General features: G+C 65.5%; 14 protein-coding genes and 1 pseudogene. 10 read left to right on the forward strand and 5 right to left on the reverse strand.

Features of this window, described 5'->3' with window-relative positions:
* Nucleotides 1-125 precede the first annotated feature (125 nt).
* Nucleotides 126-2,222: pseudogene (locus AC1VWL_RS05925) on the forward strand (DUF3418 domain-containing protein); the annotation flags it as partial.
* Between the two features lie 12 nt (nt 2,223-2,234).
* Here the strand turns inward: AC1VWL_RS05925 and AC1VWL_RS05930 are convergent.
* Nucleotides 2,235-2,765, reverse strand: coding sequence for a DUF4124 domain-containing protein (locus AC1VWL_RS05930; RefSeq protein WP_482986091.1), 531 nt, complete (start codon nt 2,763-2,765; stop codon nt 2,235-2,237).
* Between the two features lie 77 nt (nt 2,766-2,842).
* Complete coding sequence (locus AC1VWL_RS05935; RefSeq protein ID WP_482986092.1) at nt 2,843-3,358, reverse strand: hypothetical protein; 516 nt, start codon at nt 3,356-3,358, stop codon at nt 2,843-2,845.
* A 61-nt stretch (nt 3,359-3,419) separates the two neighbouring features.
* Between AC1VWL_RS05935 and AC1VWL_RS05940 the strand changes: the two genes are divergently transcribed.
* The gene (locus AC1VWL_RS05940; protein ID WP_482986093.1) at nt 3,420-5,576 is read left to right on the forward strand and encodes a RelA/SpoT family protein; all 2,157 of its coding nucleotides are present in this window, start codon (nt 3,420-3,422) and stop codon (nt 5,574-5,576) included.
* Nucleotides 5,577-5,589: 13 nt separating this feature from the next.
* Nucleotides 5,590-7,137: a hypothetical protein gene (locus AC1VWL_RS05945; protein WP_481533483.1), complete on the forward strand. Its 1,548-nt coding sequence runs from the start codon at nt 5,590-5,592 to the stop codon at nt 7,135-7,137.
* 157 nt (nt 7,138-7,294) lie between these two features.
* On the opposite strand, the gene AC1VWL_RS05950 is transcribed toward AC1VWL_RS05945, so the two are convergent.
* Nucleotides 7,295-9,397 (reverse strand): glycosyltransferase, encoded by a 2,103-nt coding sequence (locus tag AC1VWL_RS05950; protein WP_482986094.1) that lies wholly within the window; start codon nt 9,395-9,397, stop codon nt 7,295-7,297.
* Nucleotides 9,398-9,493: 96 nt separating this feature from the next.
* Between AC1VWL_RS05950 and mrcB the strand changes: the two genes are divergently transcribed.
* The 4 genes from mrcB (at nt 9,494) to tsaB (ending at nt 15,429) form a co-directional block, all read left to right on the forward strand.
* Nucleotides 9,494-11,920 (forward strand): penicillin-binding protein 1B, encoded by a 2,427-nt coding sequence (mrcB, locus tag AC1VWL_RS05955; RefSeq protein ID WP_482986095.1) that lies wholly within the window; start codon nt 9,494-9,496, stop codon nt 11,918-11,920.
* Between the two features lie 8 nt (nt 11,921-11,928).
* On the forward strand, nt 11,929-12,462 hold the full coding sequence (locus AC1VWL_RS05960) for a tetratricopeptide repeat protein (RefSeq protein WP_482986096.1): 534 nt from the start codon (nt 11,929-11,931) through the stop codon (nt 12,460-12,462).
* Between the two features lie 153 nt (nt 12,463-12,615).
* Nucleotides 12,616-14,712: a DNA repair helicase YoaA gene (gene yoaA, locus AC1VWL_RS05965; RefSeq protein WP_482986097.1), complete on the forward strand. Its 2,097-nt coding sequence runs from the start codon at nt 12,616-12,618 to the stop codon at nt 14,710-14,712.
* A 9-nt stretch (nt 14,713-14,721) separates the two neighbouring features.
* Nucleotides 14,722-15,429 carry a tRNA (adenosine(37)-N6)-threonylcarbamoyltransferase complex dimerization subunit type 1 TsaB gene (tsaB, locus tag AC1VWL_RS05970; RefSeq protein WP_482986098.1) on the forward strand — a complete coding sequence of 236 codons (708 nt, stop codon included), beginning with the start codon at nt 14,722-14,724 and terminating at the stop codon, nt 15,427-15,429.
* Between the two features lie 373 nt (nt 15,430-15,802).
* Here the strand turns inward: tsaB and AC1VWL_RS05975 are convergent, their stop codons facing one another.
* A complete protein-coding gene (locus AC1VWL_RS05975) occupies nt 15,803-16,693 on the reverse strand; it encodes an energy transducer TonB (protein ID WP_481547704.1) in 891 nt (296 codons plus the stop codon).
* A complete protein-coding gene (gene gshB, locus AC1VWL_RS05980) occupies nt 16,693-17,640 on the reverse strand; it encodes a glutathione synthase (RefSeq protein WP_296251146.1) in 948 nt (315 codons plus the stop codon). Before gshB ends, AC1VWL_RS05975 begins: the two co-directional genes overlap by 1 nt.
* 240 nt (nt 17,641-17,880) lie before the next feature.
* Between gshB and pilG the strand changes: the two genes are divergently transcribed.
* The 3 genes from pilG to AC1VWL_RS05995 are packed head-to-tail and all read left to right on the forward strand — an operon-like array spanning nt 17,881 to nt 19,192.
* Nucleotides 17,881-18,282: a twitching motility response regulator PilG gene (pilG, locus tag AC1VWL_RS05985; RefSeq protein WP_057628851.1), complete on the forward strand. Its 402-nt coding sequence runs from the start codon at nt 17,881-17,883 to the stop codon at nt 18,280-18,282.
* 17 nt (nt 18,283-18,299) lie between these two features.
* Nucleotides 18,300-18,662, forward strand: coding sequence for a response regulator (locus tag AC1VWL_RS05990; protein WP_282271119.1), 363 nt, complete (start codon nt 18,300-18,302; stop codon nt 18,660-18,662).
* Entirely contained in the window at nt 18,662-19,192 is a 531-nt protein-coding gene (locus AC1VWL_RS05995) for a chemotaxis protein CheW (RefSeq protein ID WP_481510165.1), read from the forward strand. Before AC1VWL_RS05990 ends, AC1VWL_RS05995 begins: the two co-directional genes overlap by 1 nt.
* The last annotated feature ends 27 nt before the right edge of the window (nt 19,193-19,219 follow it).

Genomic DNA, 19,219 nt, shown 5'->3' on the forward strand with positions numbered 1-19,219 from the left:
TGGGTAACCCGGGTTAAAACCGGGGGTCTGAGGGGGCTTCCCCACTCACCCATCCCCGGTGGTAAAAAACTGTCGGAAAACCCGACTCTGACCCCGGTTTTAAAGCCGGTCTTAACTCCATCCCGGACAAGGTACGCATAGCGGCCTATCAAACGCTGCATCGTGCAGTGCTGGCAGGCCTGCCAACCCAGATTGGTCATCGCACCGACAAAGGCGACTTCCAGGCGCCGCGCCAGCGCCGTTTCCATCTGTTCCCGGGTTCGGCCCTGGCCAAGCGGCCGCCGCCGTGGGTGCTCAGTGCCACGTTGTTGGATACGGCGCGCGTCTGGGGCATGACCAATGCCTCGATCGAGCCGGATTGGGTGATTGCCGAGTTGCCGCATCTGCTGGCGCGCAAGCACTTCGATCCGCATTGGTCACGTGCCCAGGGCCAGGTGCTCGCCTCCGAGCAGATCAGCCTGTTCGGGCTGGTGCTGGCACCGAAAAAGCCGGTGCATTACGGCAGGATCAATCCCGGCGAAGCACACGACATCTTCGTGCGGCAGGCGCTGGTAACCGGGGAAATCAACACCCGCGCCGGTTTTGTCGCCGACAACATGAAGCTGCTGGAGCAGGCGCGCGAAGAGGAAGCCAAGCTGCGCCGCGCCGGTATCGTTGCCGATGAGGATTGGCAGGCGCGCTGGTATCTGGACCGGGTGCCGTCGCATATCCATTCGGCCAATCTGCTCGATGGCTGGTGGAAAGCCTTGCCACCGGAACAACGCCGCAGCCTGCACTGGTCGCTGACCGATTTGTTGCCGGGCGAGGGCAGTGAGCAGGATCGTTACCCGAAGTATTTCCCGCTGGGCGATGCGCGCCTGGCAATGCACTACCGCTTCGAGCCAGGCAGCGAGCAGGATGGCGTCACCCTCGACGTGCCGTTGCACCTGCTCAATGCGCTGGACCCGGCGCGACTGTCATGGCTTGCCCCCGGCTTTGTCGCCGACAAGGCCTCGGCCCTGATCCGCAGCCTGCCCAAGGTGATGCGCCGCAACTATGTGCCGGCGCCGGACTTTGGCCGTGCGTTTGCGGAAGCCTGGGCGCAGCCGTCGGCTGACGACATCCGTGGTGAGCTGGCGCGCTTCCTGTCCAAGGCTACCGGGGCGATGGTTGCTGCGACGGACTTTGATGTGGACGCATTGGATCCGCACCTGCGCATGAACCTGCGTTTGTTTGAAGCAGCATCTGGTAGCGCAACACGCGGCAAATCGGCTGGCGCTGGCGAGAAGGACGGGATGAAGCTGCTCGCCATGTCACGTGACCTGGATGCACTGCGTGCCCGCTTCGGCGAGCGCGCTGGTAACGCGTTTGCTGCACGTGCAGGCGCGGCACTGGCTGCCGAGGGGCTGCGCGATTTTCCAACCACTGCCATTCCCGAGCAGGTTCCAGGTGAAGCTGGGGTGCCAGCCTACCCTGCGCTGGTCGATACCGGCGAGGCCGCTGCGCTGCGCATCTTCGCCGACAAGAGTGAAGCTGCGCTTGCGCATCCGCAAGGCGTCCGCCGCCTGCTGGAGATCGCCTTGGCCGACAAGCTCAAGCAGGCACGCAAACAGCTGCCTGTGTCGCCCAAGACGGGCTTGCTGTATGCGTCCATCGAGTCGCAGGAGCGGCTGCGTGGCGATCTGGTCGATGCGGCGGTAAACGCGGTGTTGGCCGATGGCTTGGAAGCGATACGCACACCGGAAGCCTTCCAGCAGCGCTGTGCCGACGCTGGCAAGCGCCTGTTCGGCGAAGCGATGGAGCGGCTCAAGCTGGCCGAAAGCATCCTCGGTCTGACCGGTGAGTTGAAGCCACAGCTGGAGTCACCGTTGATGGGCTGGGCACGCGGCAACCTGGACGACATGCAGGCGCAGCTGGCCGGTCTGGTGCATGCGGGCTTCCTGCGCGAGACGCCAGCCGATGCGCTGGCGCAGTTCCCGCGTTACCTCAAGGCGATGATCCTGCGTGCCGAACGCGCCAAGCGCGATCCACCGCGTGACCAGGCACGCATGCTGGAGCTCAAACCCTTCGTTGATGCATTGCAGGAAGCGCGTATGCAGGGACTGGCGCAGCGCCCGCAATGGGCGGCCCTGCGCTGGGACATCGAGGAGTTGCGGGTATCGCTGTTCGCCCAGGAGCTGGGCTTCCGTTCCGGTATCTCGGCCAAGAAGCTGGCGCAGCGGGTGGCAGCACTGCGCAGCTGAGCGCGGCTGCGTTCAGCGCGCGGCCGCCGCTCCCGGACGGTGCTGCTGGACGCAGGCGCGACGGGCGGTATTCATCTGCGCGTGGGCGCTGGCATGTTCGCGGCTGATGGCCTGACGGAAGGTTGCCATCCGTTCCCGCAAGGCCTTGCTGCGTTGCGCGTCCTCGGCTGCAGCGAGCTGTTCGCTGAGCACGCCCATCTGCTGCTGCAGGGTGCCGACACGATCATTGGATGAGCCATAGATGGACGCAGTGGCGGTACTGATGCAGCTGCGCTCGGCTTCGCGGGCTTCTGCCAGCTCCCTGCTGTCGGCTGGCGCTGGTGCCGCCTCATTCTCGCCTTGATGCTCACCCTCGATGGCCATCTGTTGCGATGGCGCCGGGGCTGGAACCGGTGATTCACGCAGCTTCATCGGTTCGGCGCGGGCATCGCAGGGATGCTCGGAATACACGGTTTCGCCGGATTTGCCTTTGCATTTGTACACCTGGGCCGCCGCGCTGGCAGGCAGTAGCAGCAACAGCAGGGTCAGAACGAATACACGCATGGCGAAGGCAGGCTCACAGAGTGGAGAACATGGAAATACCTGCCCAGGCAGATGCGGCCGGGGCGGGGCAGGAGCGCTTACTTGGTGCGCCGGACCTTGGCGCGGGTGTTGAGGCCATCGATCTGTAGATACCACACGTTCATCAGGCCGGGGGTGATACGCACCATCGGGCTTTGCTTGTGCACGCCGCCGGCACGCGCATCATCGGTCTGTTCCCAGACCTGGCCGTTGTCCAGGGTGTACTGACGGCCCTTGCCGAAGCCACGGAACTCACCTTCCAGGTTTGCCTGGATGGGGTCCTTGGAACCGAAATCGAAAAAGCCGCGGTTCTTGACGATCACTTCCTGGCGGCCTTCTTCGCGCGCCTGTTCCACGGCGACACTGGCAGCCTGTGCCACCTTGCCCTGCAACCAGTTGTTGAGCGTGACCAGCTCCTCGGGGCTGAGCTTGTTCAAGCCGGCGGCGTCGAATTCGGCAGCGGACATCTGCTGTTGCAGATCCCCCTGCACCACGCGCTGGGCGTGTGCATCGGTGAATGGGTACGACGACAGAGCGGTGGCGGCAAGCAGGACAGCAAGGCGGGGCAGCTTCATGAACATTGTTCCCAGAGAGGGTGGGCGCTAGTGTAGGGGCATCCGACCGTAATTGAATGCTGTGAACAGTTCCCCCACCCCCGGCCTGGAAGCGCTGCTGCAGCGCGCCTCAACCCGTGCCCTGTCCGAGCCGCTGCGCCAGGCCTTGCTGGCCTGCTGGCAGCAAGCGGACACGGATGTGTCGCCGCGCCTGTCCTGGCCGGTACTTGCCGATACCCTGGACTCGCTGGCGCTGCTGTCCGCCGACGAAAGTGTGATCGTCGCCGCCCTGCTGTTTGATTTGCCTGGGTTGCGCGCGCGCGTGGCCGAGCTGCCGCTGGGGCCAAGTACCACGGCGGTGACCGGGCTGCTGGACGGGCAGGAGGCTGCGGACCAGGTGTGGGCGCTGCATGCCGGGCGCGAAGCCGGCCGCAACAGCGAAGGCCTGCGCCGGCTGCTGCTGGCGATCATCCATGACCTGCGGGTGGTGCCCATCCTGCTGTCCCGGCAGTTGGCCTGCATGCGTGCGGCCGACAAACTGCCGGCCGAGGAGCGTCGTGCGCTGGCCCAGCTGACCCGCGATATCCACGCGCCGTTGGCCAACCGGCTGGGTATCTGGCAGTTGAAGTGGGAGCTGGAGGATCTGGCATTCCGCTTCCTCGAACCGGACACCTACCGCCATATCGCCCGCGAGGTGGACGAAACCCGTATCGCCCGTGAGCGCTATGTCGAGGCGGTGAAGAAGAAACTGTCGGCTGCCCTGGCCGAGCAGGGCATCGGTGCTGAAGTCAGCGGCCGGCCCAAGCACATCTACAGCATCTGGCGGAAAATGCAGAAGAAGCAGCTGGCCTTCGAGCAGCTGTATGACCTGCGCGCGGTGCGGGTGATGGTCGATGACGTTGGTGCCTGCTACGCCACGCTCGGCGTGGTGCATGCGCTGTGGACGCCGATTCCCAGCGAGTTCGACGATTACATCGCGCGCCCCAAGGCCAATGACTATCGGTCGCTGCATACCGCGGTGATCGGCCCGGAAGGTCGCACCATCGAAGTGCAGATCCGCACCCACGAAATGCATGCGCAGGCCGAACTGGGCGTGGCCGCGCACTGGAAGTACAAGGAGGGCGGCAAGGGCGCGGAGAAGGCCTTCGATCGCAAGATCACCTGGATGCGGCAGCTGCTGGAGCAGGCCCAGGAGCACGGCAGTGCGGATGATCTGGCCGGCGCGCTGGATGCCGAGCTGATCGAGGACCGGGTCTATGCGCTCAGCCCCAAAGGCGAGGTGATGGACCTGCCGGCGGGCGCCACACCGCTGGATTTCGCCTACCACGTGCACACCATGGTCGGGCACCGTTGCCGCGGGGCCAAGATCAACGGCCGGATCGTGCCGCTGACCTACCGCCTGCGCAGCGGCGACCGCGTCGAGATCCTTACCGGCAAGGAAGCTGACCCCCGGCGCGACTGGCTGCTGGTGTCCAATGGTTTCCTGGCCAGCGGGCGTTCGCGCGAGAAGGTCCGCAACTGGTTCCACAAGCTCGATCGTGCCCGCAACGTGCAGGCCGGCCGCGAGCTGTTGGACCGTGAACTGAAGCGATTGGGCCTGCAGCATTCGGACCTGATGGTGGCGGCACGCAAGTTCCACGCCGACAGTATCGACGATCTGTACATCCAGGTTGCGCTGGGCGATACCGGGCCCAACCAGGTCAGCCGCGCGCTGCTGGAGGCCGAAAAAGCCGCCTCGCAACCGGCAGCACCGGTACTGCCAAGGCCGACTGCGCGCCGCGGTAGCCTCGGCAAGTCCGATTTCACCGTGCAGGGCGTGGGCAACCTGCTGGTGCAGTTGGCGCGTTGCTGCCAGCCGGTGGCCGGTGAGCCGATCACCGGCTATCTCACCCGCACCCGTGGTGTCACCGTGCATCGCATGGACTGCGCGTCGCTGGCGCGCTTGTCGGCCGCCCATCCGGAACGGGTATTGCCGGTGGAATGGGGACGTACCGGCACCGGCTATGAGGTGGATGTGATGGTGCGCGCGGTTGACCGCCGCTGGCTGTTGAAGGACATCACCAACCTCATCGCGCAGGAAGATGCCTATGTGCTGGAGATCAACAGCGACAACCTGCGCGAGAGCGGACGCATCCAACTGCGCCTGCGCTTGAAGGTGAGTGACTACGGCCAGCTGTCCACCCTGCTTGGAAAACTTGATGCCTTGCCCGGCGTAGACGATGCGCGAAGGCTGGGATAGGTAAGCTTGGCGCATGGAGAACTGGCGTCAGCGCGGCCAACAGGGATTGGAGACATTCGGCGACAAGCTGCGGCTGTACGGGCGCTGGTGGGTGGCGCGTGGCTGGAACAGCCCGCGTGCCTGGCGTTCGATCGCCATCGGCGTAGCCGCCTTGGCACTGCTATTGGCGTTGTTCCGGCAGCCGCTGGCCGACTGGTTGTGGCCGGAAACCAAGATCCAGCAACTGCTCGATGACGGCCGCCAGGCGCTGCGCGAGGGGCGTTTGAGCGCCGCCGACGGGCGCGGGGCACGTGAACTGTTTGAAGCCGCCGCCGCGCTGGACCCGGACCGCAGCGATGTGCGCAACGCGCTGGTGCAGACCGCGCAGGCAGCGCTTGCACAGGCGCGCGCACAGTTGGCGGCAGGCGATCGCGAGGCGGCTGCGGCCAGCCTGGCGCTGGCGCGGCAACTGCAGGCACCTTCCGCCGAGATTGATCTGCTCGCGGCCAGGCTGCAGCAGGCGGTGCGCGGGCATGACGGCATCGAGCAGCTGTTGCAGCAGGCCGAGGCCGCGCAGGCGCAGGGCCGTCTGGATGATGCGGCCGACGCGGCCTTGCCGCTGTACCAGCGTGTGCTGGCGCTGCAGCCGGACAAGATGCAGGCGCTGGAAGGACGTGACGAGGTGCTCTCCGACCTGTTGACCCAGGCCACGCGGGCGGCGGATCGCGGTGATCTGGCTGCAGCGGCGGCCTTGCTGCAGCGGGTGGAGCACTATGACGCCGGTCATGCCAATCTGCCGGGGGTCAAGGCGGTCATGAATGCCGCGCTGGAACAGCGTCGGCAGCAGGGCGAGCGTGACCTGGCGCGCGGCCGCCTGCAGCGCGCAGCCACTGCTTTCCAGCAGGTGCTGGCAGCAGGCGAGGACCCGGTCGCCCGCCAGGGGCTGCAGCGCATCGCCCATGCGCAGGTGCAGGAAGCATTGCGCCTGGCTGCGGATTTTCAGTTTGAAGCGGCTGAACGCGCGCTCCAGCACGCGCGTGAACTGGCGCCGGACAGCGCCGAACTGAGCCCTGCCGAACAGGTGCTGCAACGCGCGCGTCAGGCCCGGCAGTCGATGGAGGCTCCGGTTGCCGGCGCCGAGCGCGAACGCCGCTTGAAGGCGCTGCTCAAACAACTCGACGAAGCCGAGGCCCGCCAGCAATGGTTGTTGCCGCCGGGCAGCAGCGCCTACGACCGTTTCAAGGCAGCACAGGCGCTGGCACCGCAGGACCCGCGGGTCAAACGCGCGGCGGCGAGGATACTTCCGGCCGCGCGCACCTGCCTGGACGACAACCTGCGCGGCAATCGGCTGCGTGCAGCACGTACCTGCCTGGATGCCTGGCAGGCGCTTGCCCCGACTGATCCTGCATTGGCACCGGCGCGGCGACGGCTGGCGCAGCGCTGGATCGCGGTTGGCAGCGAGCGCTTGGGAGGCGGCGACACCGCCTTTGCACAGCAGGCGCTGCTGCAGGCGCGTGAGATCGATCCGGCGACGCCGGAAATTGCCGGCTTCAGCGAGCGTGTCCGCAACGCGCTGCGTTGATTGTCGCGGGCGCTGGGCCGGGATGAGCCAGCTAGCGCTGAGCTACGCTCGGCTGAAGCTTTATCGTTATGGCTCCAGCGCAGCATGACCGCGCTCCATCGATGGTCTAGCTGCGCGTGCAAGTTTGCATACGGTGTGATTGAACGAGTGACCTGCGCTATGGAGAGAAAAACACGCGCTGCACGGCCTGACGCGCCGCATCCATCGAGAAGTGTCTGGCGATATTGGCCAGACCGTTATCCGACAGGCGTTGCCATAGCGCCGCGTCGTCATACAGGCGCAGGACCGCGTCGGCAAAGGCCTGGCTGCCATCGGCAACCAGCACGTCCTGGCCGTCCTGCAGGTGCATGCCTTCCACGCCGCAGGTGGTGGCCACAACTGGCTGGCCGTGGGCCATGCTCAGGTTGACCTTGCCCTTGACCCCGGCGCCGAAGCGCAGCGGCGCCACCGCAACACGCATGCCGGTCATGAAGGGAACTACATCGGGCACATAGCCATGTACCTGCACGCCGGGGCTGCCAGCGGCCAGTGCATGGATGCTGTCCGGTACATCGGCGCCGATGCAGTGGAATTGGATCTCCGGACGCTGGGCATGGATCAGCGGGAACACCTCGCCGATGAACCAGGTCATCGCATCCAGATTCGGTGGATGGCGGAAGCCGCCGACGAACACCAGATCATGCCGCTGTGCCCAGCCCTGGCCAGCGCCAGCGACTTCATGCAGATTGGAGATCAGCTCGACCTGCACCTGCGGTGCGTCGGTCACCAGTTGCTCTTTTTCGGCGGCGCTGACCAGCAGGGTCACATCGGTGGCTGCCATCACCGCCAGCTCGCTGGCGCGGGTACGCTCTGCACTACGCAGCAGGCGCTGGTCGCGGGCCAGCTCGGCACCACGGCGCTCGCGCAGGTAGTGCAGGTCGACGGTATCGAACACGGTGCGTGCCTGCGGGGCAAACTGCTTCAGCAAGGGCAGGCATTCGTTGGCAACGTGGTAACGCACCAGCAGGACCACCGCGAAACGTTTGCCATTGTCGCGCAACCAGCTGCCCACGCCGGCGAGGAAGGGGGCGTGCCAGACCTCCACGCCTATTGCCTGCAGCGCTTGGCTGGCAGGGCTTGCGGGCTCACCGCGGGTGGGTAGGAACACCACATGCGCGCCTTCGTTCAGCAGCATGCGGATCAGGTTGAACTGGCGCAGCGAGGCCGAGTCGCGGTCAGGTTGTGGCAGGCACTCGTCGATGACCAGGATCTGCCGCTGGCGCCGATGCAACAAGGCAGGGGATGGCACGCTGCCGGGTGCGGGCTGCGCTGCAAGTGCATCCTGCCAGTTGGCGGCGAACACGGATTGGTTGCGGACCTGGTAGGCCTTGACCCCCGAACTGGTGTCGGTGCCATTGCTGGTGCCTTCATCGTGTACGACGCGGCTGGAGGGTTGCACCAGCACGCGGCGCCGGGCTGCGCGCACCTTGAAGGCCAGGTCGGTGTCTTCGTAGTAGGCCGGTGCATACACGCTGTCCAGGCCGCCCAGCTCTTCAAACAGCACTCGCGGTATGGCCAGCGCTGCGCCGGAACAATAGTCGGCATCACGCAGCGCGCTGTAGCGGGGGTCTTCGGCCGACTCGAAACGACCGTAGCTCCAGCAGCTGCCATCGGCGAAGACGACACCGCCCGATTCCTGCAGGCGGCCATCCGGATACAGCAGCTGGGCGCCGACCAGGCCGGCTTCCGGCACGCGGTCGAAGGTTTCCAGCAGCGCGTCCAGCCAGCCGGGTTGGGGAATGGTGTCGTTGTTCAACAGCACCACGTAGTCGCCGCGACTGAGCCGCAAACCGTCGTTGCAGGCGGCGATGAAGCCGCCGTTATGCGCCCGCAGGTGGTAACGCAGCCCATCGATCTGCTGCATCCAGGCGCGGGTGCTGTCGCTGCTGCCGTCATCGATCACCAGGATCTCGCAGCTGGCAGCCGGCGGATGCGTGGCCAAGGCACGCAGACAGGCCAGCGTATGTACGCAATGGTTGTAGACCGGAATGACGATGCTGGCCCTCGGACGGTCACTGCCTGGCACGCTGAACGGCGTAAAGGGGGCGTTGTCAGGGAAGTACAGGGGCGCGCGCTGAGCCGGCGGTTGGCGGCGGGTATGCACGCCAACCCGGTGCAGGGTTGCCCGCCAGCCGCGCGTTCGCAGGCTGGCCAGACCGCGACGGATCAGGCCGATGATGCGGTTGACGGCGTAGCGCGCATCGGCCAGCGAAATCGACATTCCTTTGGAACTCCAGCTTAAGCAGGGAACTGACAGCCAACGCCCCCGGGGATGCGGCTGCGTTAGACTCATTGCAAACCACATTCTCGCATCCCTGTGCCACGACGCCACGATTCCGACCAGTTCGAAGACGATACCGACGGCAACAGCCCTGTGTGGCGGAGCCGCTTGATCACCTGGGGATTGGCCGCAGCCGCATTGGGGCTGGGTTTCATGATCCCGTATACGCTCTACCTGAACAGTCAGGTCAGCCAGCGTTTTGGCGAGCTGCGTTGGCAGATCCCCACCCGCGTCTATGCGCGGCCGCTGGTGCTCAGTCCGGGCACGGCGATGAATCCCAATACCTTGAAGACCGAGCTGGCGGCGTCCGGTTACCGGGATGATGGCGCTGGCAACAGTCCCGGCACCTACAAGGTGCAGGGCGGCAGCTTCAGTATTTCCAGCCGCGGCTATGTCGACGTTGACGGCAATGTCGCCGCACGCAAGGTAGACGTGGTGGTTTCCGGCGGTCAGGTGGCTTCATTGCGCGACGCCGGCAGCCGCAAGGCGCTGAAAGCCGCGCGCCTGGACCCGGCACGTATCGCCACCTTGTACGGGCAGAAGCAGGAAGAGCGCCGGCTGGTGCGGGTGGGCGATGTGCCGGAGCTGCTGGTCACCGGCCTGCAGGCAGTGGAAGACAAGGACTTTGCCCGTCACCACGGCATCGATCTGAGCGGTATCGCGCGCGCGGTGTGGGTGACTATCCGTACGGGTGGTGAGACCAGGCAGGGCGCCAGCACCTTGACCCAGCAGCTGGCCCGCAGCGGCCTGCTCGGCATCGGCAAGGAACAGACGATCACCCGCAAGTTCAACGAGGTGCTGTACGCGCTGATCATGGAAGCGCGCTACGACAAGTCCACCATCCTTGAGGCCTATCTCAACCAGGTCTACCTGGGCCAGCGCGGCAAGCAGGCCATCCATGGCGTGTCCTCCGGTGCCGAGTTCTGGTTTGGCCGCGACCTCAATTCGCTGAGCAGCGAACAGATCGCCTTGCTGATCGGTCTGGTCAAAGGCCCGTCGTTCTACGACCCGCGGCGCAATCCCGAGAACGCACTGGACCGCCGTAACTTCGTGCTGGGCAAGCTGCACGAAAACAAATTGATCGACGATGCCGAGTACCAGCGTGCCCTCAAGGCGCCGCTGGGCGTGTCCAAGACGGCGGGTATTGCTGCCGCCAACCGGTTCCCGGCCTATGTCGACCTGGTACGTCGCCAGCTGGGCAACGATTACCCGGAAAGCGTGCTGCAAGGCGCCGGCCTGAATGTCTTCACCGGCATGTCGCCGTCGGCCCAGGCCTATGCCGAGGGTGCGGTGGCGCACACCATCAAGGCGCTGGAGAACAAGCGTCGCCCGGAGCTGCAGACCGGCCTGGTGGTCACTGACGTGCACAATGGTGACGTGCTGGCCGTGGTCGGCAGCCGTGATGTATCCGAACCGGGCTTCAACCGCGCCATCGACGCGCAGCGGCAGGTTGGTTCGCTGCTCAAACCCTTCGTCTACCTGCTGGCATTGGCTCAGCCGGATCGCTACTCGCTGGCCAGTTGGGTCGATGACTCCCCGGTTACCGTCAAGCTCAGCCGCGGCCGCAACTGGACGCCGGGCAATGCCGACAACCGCAGCCACGGTACGGTGCGGCTGATCGATGCGTTGGCCCGTTCCTACAATCAGGCGACCGTGCGCGTTGGCATGCAGGTCGGGCCGGAACGGCTGACCCAGTTGATCAATGTGCTGGCCGGGCTCAAGGCCGAGTCCAATCCGGCGGTGATCCTGGGTTCCACCGACCAGAGCCCCTACGGCATGGCCCAGCTATACCAGTTCCTCGCCTCCGGCGGTGAAATCCAGCCGCTGCATGCGGTGCGTGGCGTGGTGGATGCGCAGGGCAAGCTGCTCAAGCGCTATGACAAGAGCCCGGCGCCGGCACAGGAGGGCGACTCGATCGCGGCCAACCTGATCAGTGTCGGCCTGCAACAGGTGGTGTCCAGCGGCACCGCCTCGGGCTTGAACGCCGCAGGCCTGTCGCGGCTGCAGGCCGCCGGCAAGACCGGTACTTCCAACGATGGCCGTGACAGCTGGTACGCCGGTTATACCGGTGACCATCTGGCGGTGATCTGGATGGGCAACGACCAGAACGAGCAGACCGGTTTGTTTGGCGCTTCCGGCGCGATGCGGGTGTGGTCGGGTATCTTCCGCAACCTGCCGAGCAAGGCCTTGCAGGTGAACAACAAGGGCCTGGACTGGCAGTACGTGGAAGCGGCAGGCAGCAATGCCACCGACGAATCCTGCCCGGGCGCGCGCCGCTTTCCGTTCGTGGTGGGTTATGCGCCGCAGTACGCGCCCTGTGCTGTGCCGGCGGAAGTGCCGCTGGAAGAAGGTGCTGACGGTGCGCAGGAACAGTCCGGCGGCGGCTGGCGTGGTTGGCTGGGACTGGATCGCAAGGAACCTGAACCGGCTGCGGCCCCCGCTGCGCAGACGCCTGCGCGATAATCCCGCCCATGAATACCAAGTCTTTGATCCGCTACGCGCTGCTTGCTGCTGCAGCTTCCCTGTCACTCGCAGGCTGCGTCAGCGCACCACCAGCAGCAAAGCCGGCGGTAGTCGACAACACCACGCCGACCCAGCGTTTGGCTGCGGTCGATGCCATCGCCGGCGTCGATGACACCGAGCTGTCAGTGCAGCCGCTGCGCGATGCGCAGGTGGAAGATCTGCGCCAGACCGCCATCGCCCTGCGCAAGGCCGGTGACCTGGCCGGTGCCGCCGAAGCCCTGAACGAAGCACTGCTGCAGGTGACCGATGATCCGGGCATCCTGCAGGAACGCGCCGAAATCGCCCTGCTGCAGGCCGATTGGGCGCGCGCCGAGACCTTGGCCAGGAAGGCGGTGGATCTGGGCTCGCGCACGGGTCCGCTGTGCCGTCGCCACTGGGCCACCATCGAACAATCGCGTCTGGCCCGCGCCGAAAAAGAGAATGCCGTCTCCGCGCATGCGCAGATCGAAGGCTGCACCGTGCCGGGGATCAAGCGTTTTTGATTTGTGCCGGGAATCGGGAGTTGGGAACAGGGAATGAAAGTGCCTGATCGCCGGGCGAGGGTGTACTCCGTCAGTGCAATGGTGCGATCAGCGCTTCGATTGAGGCCTGCGGCCATTCCCCATTCTCGATTCACCACTTCCGGCGCTTGAGCCATGTCCTCCTTGGTCACCGCCAGCTGCGAAGCACTCAGTGAAGGTGGCGCGCTTGCGCGCCAGCTCGATGCCTTCGTGCCGCGGCCCGCGCAGCTGCGTTTGACTGGCGCGATCGCCGAGACCTTCCAGCAGCGTGATGTGTTGCTGGCCGAAGCCGGTACCGGCACCGGCAAGACCTACGCCTACTTGGTGCCGGCTTTGCTGTCCGGTTTGAAGACCATCGTTTCCACCGGCACGCGCGCGCTGCAGGACCAGCTTTACCATCGTGATCTACCACGCGTGCGCGCTGCACTGGGTGTCGGTCATCGATCCGCGCTGCTGAAGGGGCGGGCAAATTATCTGTGTCGCTATCGACTGGACCAGGCACGCGGCGAGCCACGCTTCACCTCGACCGAGCAGGTGGCGCAGTTCCAGCGCATCCTCACCTGGTCCGGCCGCACTCAATACGGCGACATGGCCGAGTTGGATGGGTTGGCCGATGATTCGCCCTTGCTGCCGATGGTCACCTCGACCGTGGACAATTGCCTGGGCACCGATTGCCCGTTCTGGGGCGACTGTTTCGTGGTGCAGGCGCGGCAGCGGGCACAGGAGGCGGATCTGGTGGTGGTCAATCACCACCTGCTGCTGGCCGATCTGGCGCTCAAGCAGGAAGGCTTCGGCGAGATCCTGCCCGGCGCGCAGGCCTTCGTCATCGACGAGGCACACCAGCTGCCGGAGCTTGCCACGAACTTCTTCGGTGAAGGGTTCGGCATGCGTCCGTGGCAGGAACTGGCGCGCGACTGCATGGCCGAATGCCGCAGCGTCGCTGGCGCGCAGGCCACCCTGCAACAACCCGTGGCGACGCTTGAGCTGGCCCTGCGCGAACTGCGCGAGGCGATGGAGAAACTGCCGCAGCGCGGTACCCGTTGGCGCGCCCTGGCAGTGCCTGCAGTGGCCGAGGGTTTTGACGCGGTTGCCGCGGCGATGGCGCAGCTGCGCGATGCATTGAATTTTGTGCGCGAAGCCTCGCCGGGCCTGGATGCCTGTCATGCACGTGCGCTGGAAGGCGTGTCACGGCTGTCGCGCTGGTTGGATGACGGCGACAGTGGCGCGGTTGATGCGTGGGATATCGATGAGGTTGCCGTCGCGCCGGAAGATAGTGCCGCACCAGCCGCCAGCGATTCGCTGTTCCCCGTCGATGATGGCAACGATGTGCTGTGGTACGAGCTGACCCCGCGCGGCTTCCGCTGCCAGCGCACGCCGATGGATGTGTCCGGCCCGTTGCGCGAGCACCGTCTGCGCTCGATGGCAGCCTGGGTGTTCACTTCGGCCACGCTGACCGTGGATGGCGGCTTTGAACACCTGTCCAAACGCCTGGGCCTGGATGACCCGGATACCCTGGTCCAGCCCAGTCCTTTTGATTGGCAGCAGCAGGCCCTGTGCTATCTGCCACAGCAGCTGCCCGATCCGGCTGCGCGAGGTTACGGTGCGGCCTTGATCGCCACCTTGCGGCCGGTGCTGGAAGCGTCGCAGGGCAGGGCATTCCTGTTGTTTGCCTCGCACCGCGCGCTGCGTGAGGCCGCCGATGCGCTGCGCGACGGCCCGTGGCCGCTGTTCGTGCAGGGTGAGGCGCCACGCGCCAGCCTGCTGCAGCGCTTTCGTGAGTCGGGCAATGGTGTGCTGCTGGGCGCGGCCAGCTTCCGTGAAGGCGTGGATGTGGTTGGCGATGCGCTGAGCGTGGTGGTGATCGACAAGCTGCCGTTTGCTGCCCCTGATGACCCGGTGTTCGAAGCGCGGCTGGATGCGATCCGCCGCCAGGGCGGCAATCCGTTCCGCGATGAGCAGCTGCCGCAGGCGGTGATCGCGCTCAAGCAGGGCGTTGGCCGGTTGATCCGCAGCGAGACCGACCGCGGCGTGCTGGTGCTGTGTGATCCGCGCCTGCTGTCACGCGGCTACGGGCGGATCTTCCTGGACTCACTGCCGCCCTTCCGCCGCACCCGCGCATTGGCCGATGTGCAGGCCTTCTTTGCGCGACAATGGGCGCCGGAGGCAGATTCTGCCAGCGCGACGGCCCCGGCCGACGCTGGCTCCGAAGCGCCGCCGTTCTCCCTTTCCTGATGTGATGCCATGAAGCTGCTTGCCTTTGAAACCGCCACCGAAGCCTGTTCCGTCGCCCTGTATGTGGATGGGCAGGTATTGGAGCGGTTTGAAGTCGCCCCGCGTCGGCACGCCGAGTTGAGTCTGCCGTGGGCCGAGCAGTTGCTGGCCGAAGCCGGTGTCGCCCGCAGCCAGCTGGACGCCATCGCGCTGAGCCGTGGACCGGGTGCTTTCACCGGTGTGCGCTTGGCTATTGCGATCGCGCAGGGCATTGCCTTGGCACTGGACCGGCCCTTGCTGCCGGTATCTACCCTGCAGACCTTGGCACTGCGCGCACCGGCCGATGCGCCGCGGGTGCTGGCCTGCATCGATGCGCGCATGGGCGAGCTTTACGCAGCGCGCTATCTGCGCGATGCCGATGGCGAACTGCAGTTGCAGGAGCGTGAGTTGCTGGTCGCGCCGGATGCCGTGCAGTTGCCGGCCGATGACAGCAGCTGGGCCGGTGTTGGTACTGGCTTTGCGGCGGGCGAGGGCGTGTTGAGTGCGCGCCTGCAGCCGCGGCTGAGCAGTGTGGACGCGCAGGCATTGCCCGGTGCCGCCGACGTGCTGAGGATCGCCGTGCCGGCGATGCTGCGCGGCGAAGCCATCGCCCCGGAGCTGGTGCAGCCGGCCTACCTGCGCGACAACGTCGCGCTGACCCTGATCGAACAGCAGGCCTTGCGCGATTCCAAGCGTTGAAGCGGTCGCGGGGTGTGATGGTTGTGGGAGCGGTGTAAACCGCGAAGGTCATGCACCATCAGATGGCGATCAGCTCGGTGGTACGGGCATTACCAGCCTCGCGGTTTACACCGCTCCCACAACAACGCAGCGGCTTCACCGCTTGTGGGAGCGGCGTGAGCCGCGAAGCTCATGCACCATCAGATGGCGATCAGCTCGGTGGTACGGGCATCACCAGCCTCGCGGTTTACACCGCTCCCACAACAACACAGCGGCATCACCGCTTGTGGGAGCGGCGTGAGCCGCGAAGCTCATGCGCCATCAGATGGCGATCAGCTTGGTGGTTCGGGTATTGCCAGCTTCGCGGCTTACGCCGCTCCTACGAAATTCCGGTTCAGCGATCGTCGTGCAACTGCCCGCCGGGCAGGAACATCCAGGTGCGGGTGACCTGCAGGATGTCGATGTCGTCCTTGGTCTCGGGCAATGCCGGGAACGGCTGCGCCTGCTCGATCACGCGCAGGGCGGTGGCATCCAGCAGGGGCACGCCGCTGCTGCGCAGCACGCGGCTGCTCTCCACGCTGCCGTCGCGGCGCACGCCGACGGTGATCACCACCTGGCCGGCAAGCCGGCGCTGGCGCGCTTCGTCGGGATAGTTCAGGTTGCCGACGCGCTCGGCGCGGTCGACCCAGGCGCGCAGGTAGTTGGCATAGGCGTATTCGCGGGTGCTGGCCGAGACGAACTTGCGGTTGGGGCGCTTGGCGTACTGCTCCGAGCGCAGATGCACTTCGGCCGCCAGTCGCGCCATTGCTGCATCGCGTTGTTCGCGTGCACTCATCGGCGCGTTGGCATCGGGGCGATCGGGCAGCGGCTGGGTCTGCGCGGTCGCTACCGGGTCCTTGCCCTGGGTGCTGGTGATGATGCGCGCCTGTGGTGGCGGTGGCGCGGCCGCGCTTTGTGCCTGCAGCGGTACCGGTGCCAGCCCGTCCTGCAACTGCGGCACGATGCCGGCCTGGGAATCGCGAGGACGCTGGGCCTTGTCATGGTCGCCGCCGCCCTGCTGGTTGGCCTGGGCGAGGAAGTCGGCCTGCTTGGGCGTGAGCGGCGTGCTGGTCTGGCTGAAAATCACATCCAGCGTCGGTACCAGCGGTGCGTTGTCGCTCACTGCAAAGCCGACACCGAGGATCAGCAAGCCATGCACCAGCGTGGACAGCACCAGGGTGGCGGTCAGGCGTTGCTGCTCGCTGACCCGCGGTGCCGCGGGCAGGACGTCAGGCTGGGAATACATCAGGCCAGGCCAGCCTCGATGGCATCAAACAACTGGCCAGCGATGTTCAGGCCGAACTGTGCATCCAGCTCGCGCACGCAGGTGGGGCTGGTGACGTTGACTTCGGTCAGGTAGTCGCCAATCACATCCAGTCCCACAAAACGCATGCCGCGGCGTTTCATTTCCGGGCCAACCTGGGCAGCAATCCAGCGGTCGCGTTCGCTCAGTGGGCGGCCTTCGCCACGGCCGCCAGCGGCCAGGTTGCCGCGGAATTCGTCGCCCTGCGGGATGCGCGCCAGGCAGTAGTCCACCGGTACACCATCGATCAGCAGGATGCGCTTGTCGCCAGCACTGATGTCGGGGATGAAGCGCTGCGCCAGAGCCAGGTGCTGGCCGCCATCGGTCAGCGTCTCCAGGATCACGTTGAGATTGGGGTCGCCGGTGCCGCTGCGGAAAATCGAGCGCCCGCCCATGCCGTCCAGCGGCTTGAGCACGGCTTGGCCGTGTTCAAGCACGAAGGCCTTGAGTTCGCGCGCGTTGCGGCTGACCAGGGTCGGCGGGCAGCACTGCGGGAACAGCAGCGCGGCCAGCTTCTCGTTGAAGTCGCGCAAGCCCTGCGGGTCGTTGACCACGGTGGCGCCGGCCTGCTGGGCGACGCTGAGGATGTGGGTGTCGTACAGGTACTCGCCATCGAATGGCGGGTCCTTGCGCATCAGCACGATCTGCCCCGGGCCGAATGCCAGCGGGGCGAACTCGCCCAGGCTGAACCAGCCGGCCTTGTCGTCGCGCACCTGCAGCGGGGCAACCTCGGCCTGGGCCTGGCCGCCGTGCAGGGACAGCCCGCCGGGGCGCACGTAGTGCAGCCGATGCCCGCGGCGCTGGGCTTCCAGCAGCATGGCAAAGGTGGTGTCCTTGGCGATCTTGATGTCGGCGATGGGATCCATCACCACGATGACGTCTAAAGGCATGACTTGAATCCAGCAGATCTGGTCGACGATGTTAGCTGTTCAGGGCGGGGCCGCACAGCGCGGAAAGCGGAACGCTGAGGCTGAATGGTGCTGCGCTTTTATTGAGATGCAGGTCACATTACATTGGGGATCGGCCAAGTCCTGCGGACATCGCTTGACAGTTCGCGGCTGGGCTGGGATATAGATGCGCTTTCGCGGCAATATCGCACTTGGTATCGGTCGCGCGTTCGGGGAACAAAAATGGTTGAAAACATGGCTGCGGGTGGGGAACTCGCAGGGCTGAAGGTGATGGTCATCGATGATTCGAAGACCATCAGGCGCACGGCTGAAACACTGCTCAAACGTGAAGGTTGCGAGGTCGTTACCGCTACTGACGGTTTCGAAGCGTTGGCCAAGATCGCCGACCAGCAACCACAGATCATCTTCGTCGACATCATGATGCCGCGGCTGGATGGCTATCAGACCTGTGCGCTGATCAAGGGCAACCAGCTGTTCAAGTCGACGCCGGTGATCATGCTGTCATCCAAGGATGGCCTGTTCGACAAAGCCCGTGGCCGCATCGTCGGTTCCGAGCAATACCTCACCAAGCCATTTACCCGCGACGAACTACTAGGTGCCATCCGCACATACGTCAACGCCTGACCAGGGGGTAAGGCACAATGGCTCGAATTCTTTTGATCGAGGACTCACCGACCGACAGGGCGGTGTTTACACAGTGGTTGCTCAAGGCTGGGCACGAGGTGTTGTCGGCTGACAATGCCGAGGACGGCCTGCAGATTGCCCGTGAGCAGGCTCCGCAGCTGGTGCTGATGGACGTGGTGTTGCCGGGGATGAGTGGTTTCCAGGCGACCCGCGCGCTGTCGCGTGACGAGTCCACGCGTGCCATCCCGGTGCTGATCGTCAGCACCAAGGGCATGGAAACCGACAAGGCCTGGGGCATGCGTCAAGGCGCCAGTGATTACATCGTCAAGCCGCCGCGCGAGGATGATCTGATCGCGCGGATCAACAAACTGGTGGGTTGATGCGTTCTCCATTCGACATCCTTGAAGCCTACGAACGCCGCAGTCTGGCGCACGCGGTACAGCTGCCCGAGCGCAGCTTTTCGCAGGATGTCTGGCGTGGCGTGGGGTACCGCGTCGGCAGCCGGCATCTGGTCTCGGACTTCCGCGAAGTCGTGGAAATCGTGCCGATGCCGCCGGTCACGCCGGTTCCCGGCGCCCAGTCCTGGTTGCTGGGCGTGGGCAACCTGCGCGGCAACCTGTTCCCGGTGGTGGACCTGAAGAACTTCCTGGAAGGTGAGCGTACGCCGCCACAGGAAGGTCAACGCGTGTTGATCATGCGCCAGAGTGGCGGCGACGTGGCGCTGGTGATCGACGAGTTGTATGGCCAGCGCAGCTTCGAGGCACCGATGCAGGTGCCGGCCGGTGACATCGCCCAGGGCCGTTACGCGCACTTCGTCGAACGTGCCTTCCACGATGAAGGCCGTGATTGGGGTGTGTTTTCGCTGTCGCTGCTTTCCCGCACTCCTGAATTCCGGCAAGCAGCCGCCTGACGGCACGCTTGCCTCTTCGTATTGAGA

This window comes from Stenotrophomonas sp. STEN063, from assembly GCF_056854515.1.

Bases quoted from the DNA above. Each gene is read 5' to 3' on its own strand.
- AC1VWL_RS05990 (WP_282271119.1), top strand. From the start codon at position 18,300: ATGGCTCGAATTCTTTTGATCGAGGACTCACCGACCGACAGGGCGGTG.
- AC1VWL_RS05945 (WP_481533483.1), top strand. From the start codon at position 5,590: ATGGAGAACTGGCGTCAGCGCGGCCAACAGGGATTGGAGACATTCGGC.
- tsaB (WP_482986098.1), top strand. From the start codon at position 14,722: ATGAAGCTGCTTGCCTTTGAAACCGCCACCGAAGCCTGTTCCGTCGCC.
- gshB (WP_296251146.1), bottom strand. From the start codon at position 17,640: ATGCCTTTAGACGTCATCGTGGTGATGGATCCCATCGCCGACATCAAG.
- AC1VWL_RS05960 (WP_482986096.1), top strand. From the start codon at position 11,929: ATGAATACCAAGTCTTTGATCCGCTACGCGCTGCTTGCTGCTGCAGCT.
- AC1VWL_RS05995 (WP_481510165.1), top strand. From the start codon at position 18,662: ATGCGTTCTCCATTCGACATCCTTGAAGCCTACGAACGCCGCAGTCTG.
- AC1VWL_RS05935 (WP_482986092.1), bottom strand. From the start codon at position 3,358: ATGAAGCTGCCCCGCCTTGCTGTCCTGCTTGCCGCCACCGCTCTGTCG.
- pilG (WP_057628851.1), top strand. From the start codon at position 17,881: ATGGTTGAAAACATGGCTGCGGGTGGGGAACTCGCAGGGCTGAAGGTG.
- yoaA (WP_482986097.1), top strand. From the start codon at position 12,616: ATGTCCTCCTTGGTCACCGCCAGCTGCGAAGCACTCAGTGAAGGTGGC.
- AC1VWL_RS05930 (WP_482986091.1), bottom strand. From the start codon at position 2,765: ATGCGTGTATTCGTTCTGACCCTGCTGTTGCTGCTACTGCCTGCCAGC.
- AC1VWL_RS05950 (WP_482986094.1), bottom strand. From the start codon at position 9,397: ATGTCGATTTCGCTGGCCGATGCGCGCTACGCCGTCAACCGCATCATC.
- AC1VWL_RS05975 (WP_481547704.1), bottom strand. From the start codon at position 16,693: ATGTATTCCCAGCCTGACGTCCTGCCCGCGGCACCGCGGGTCAGCGAG.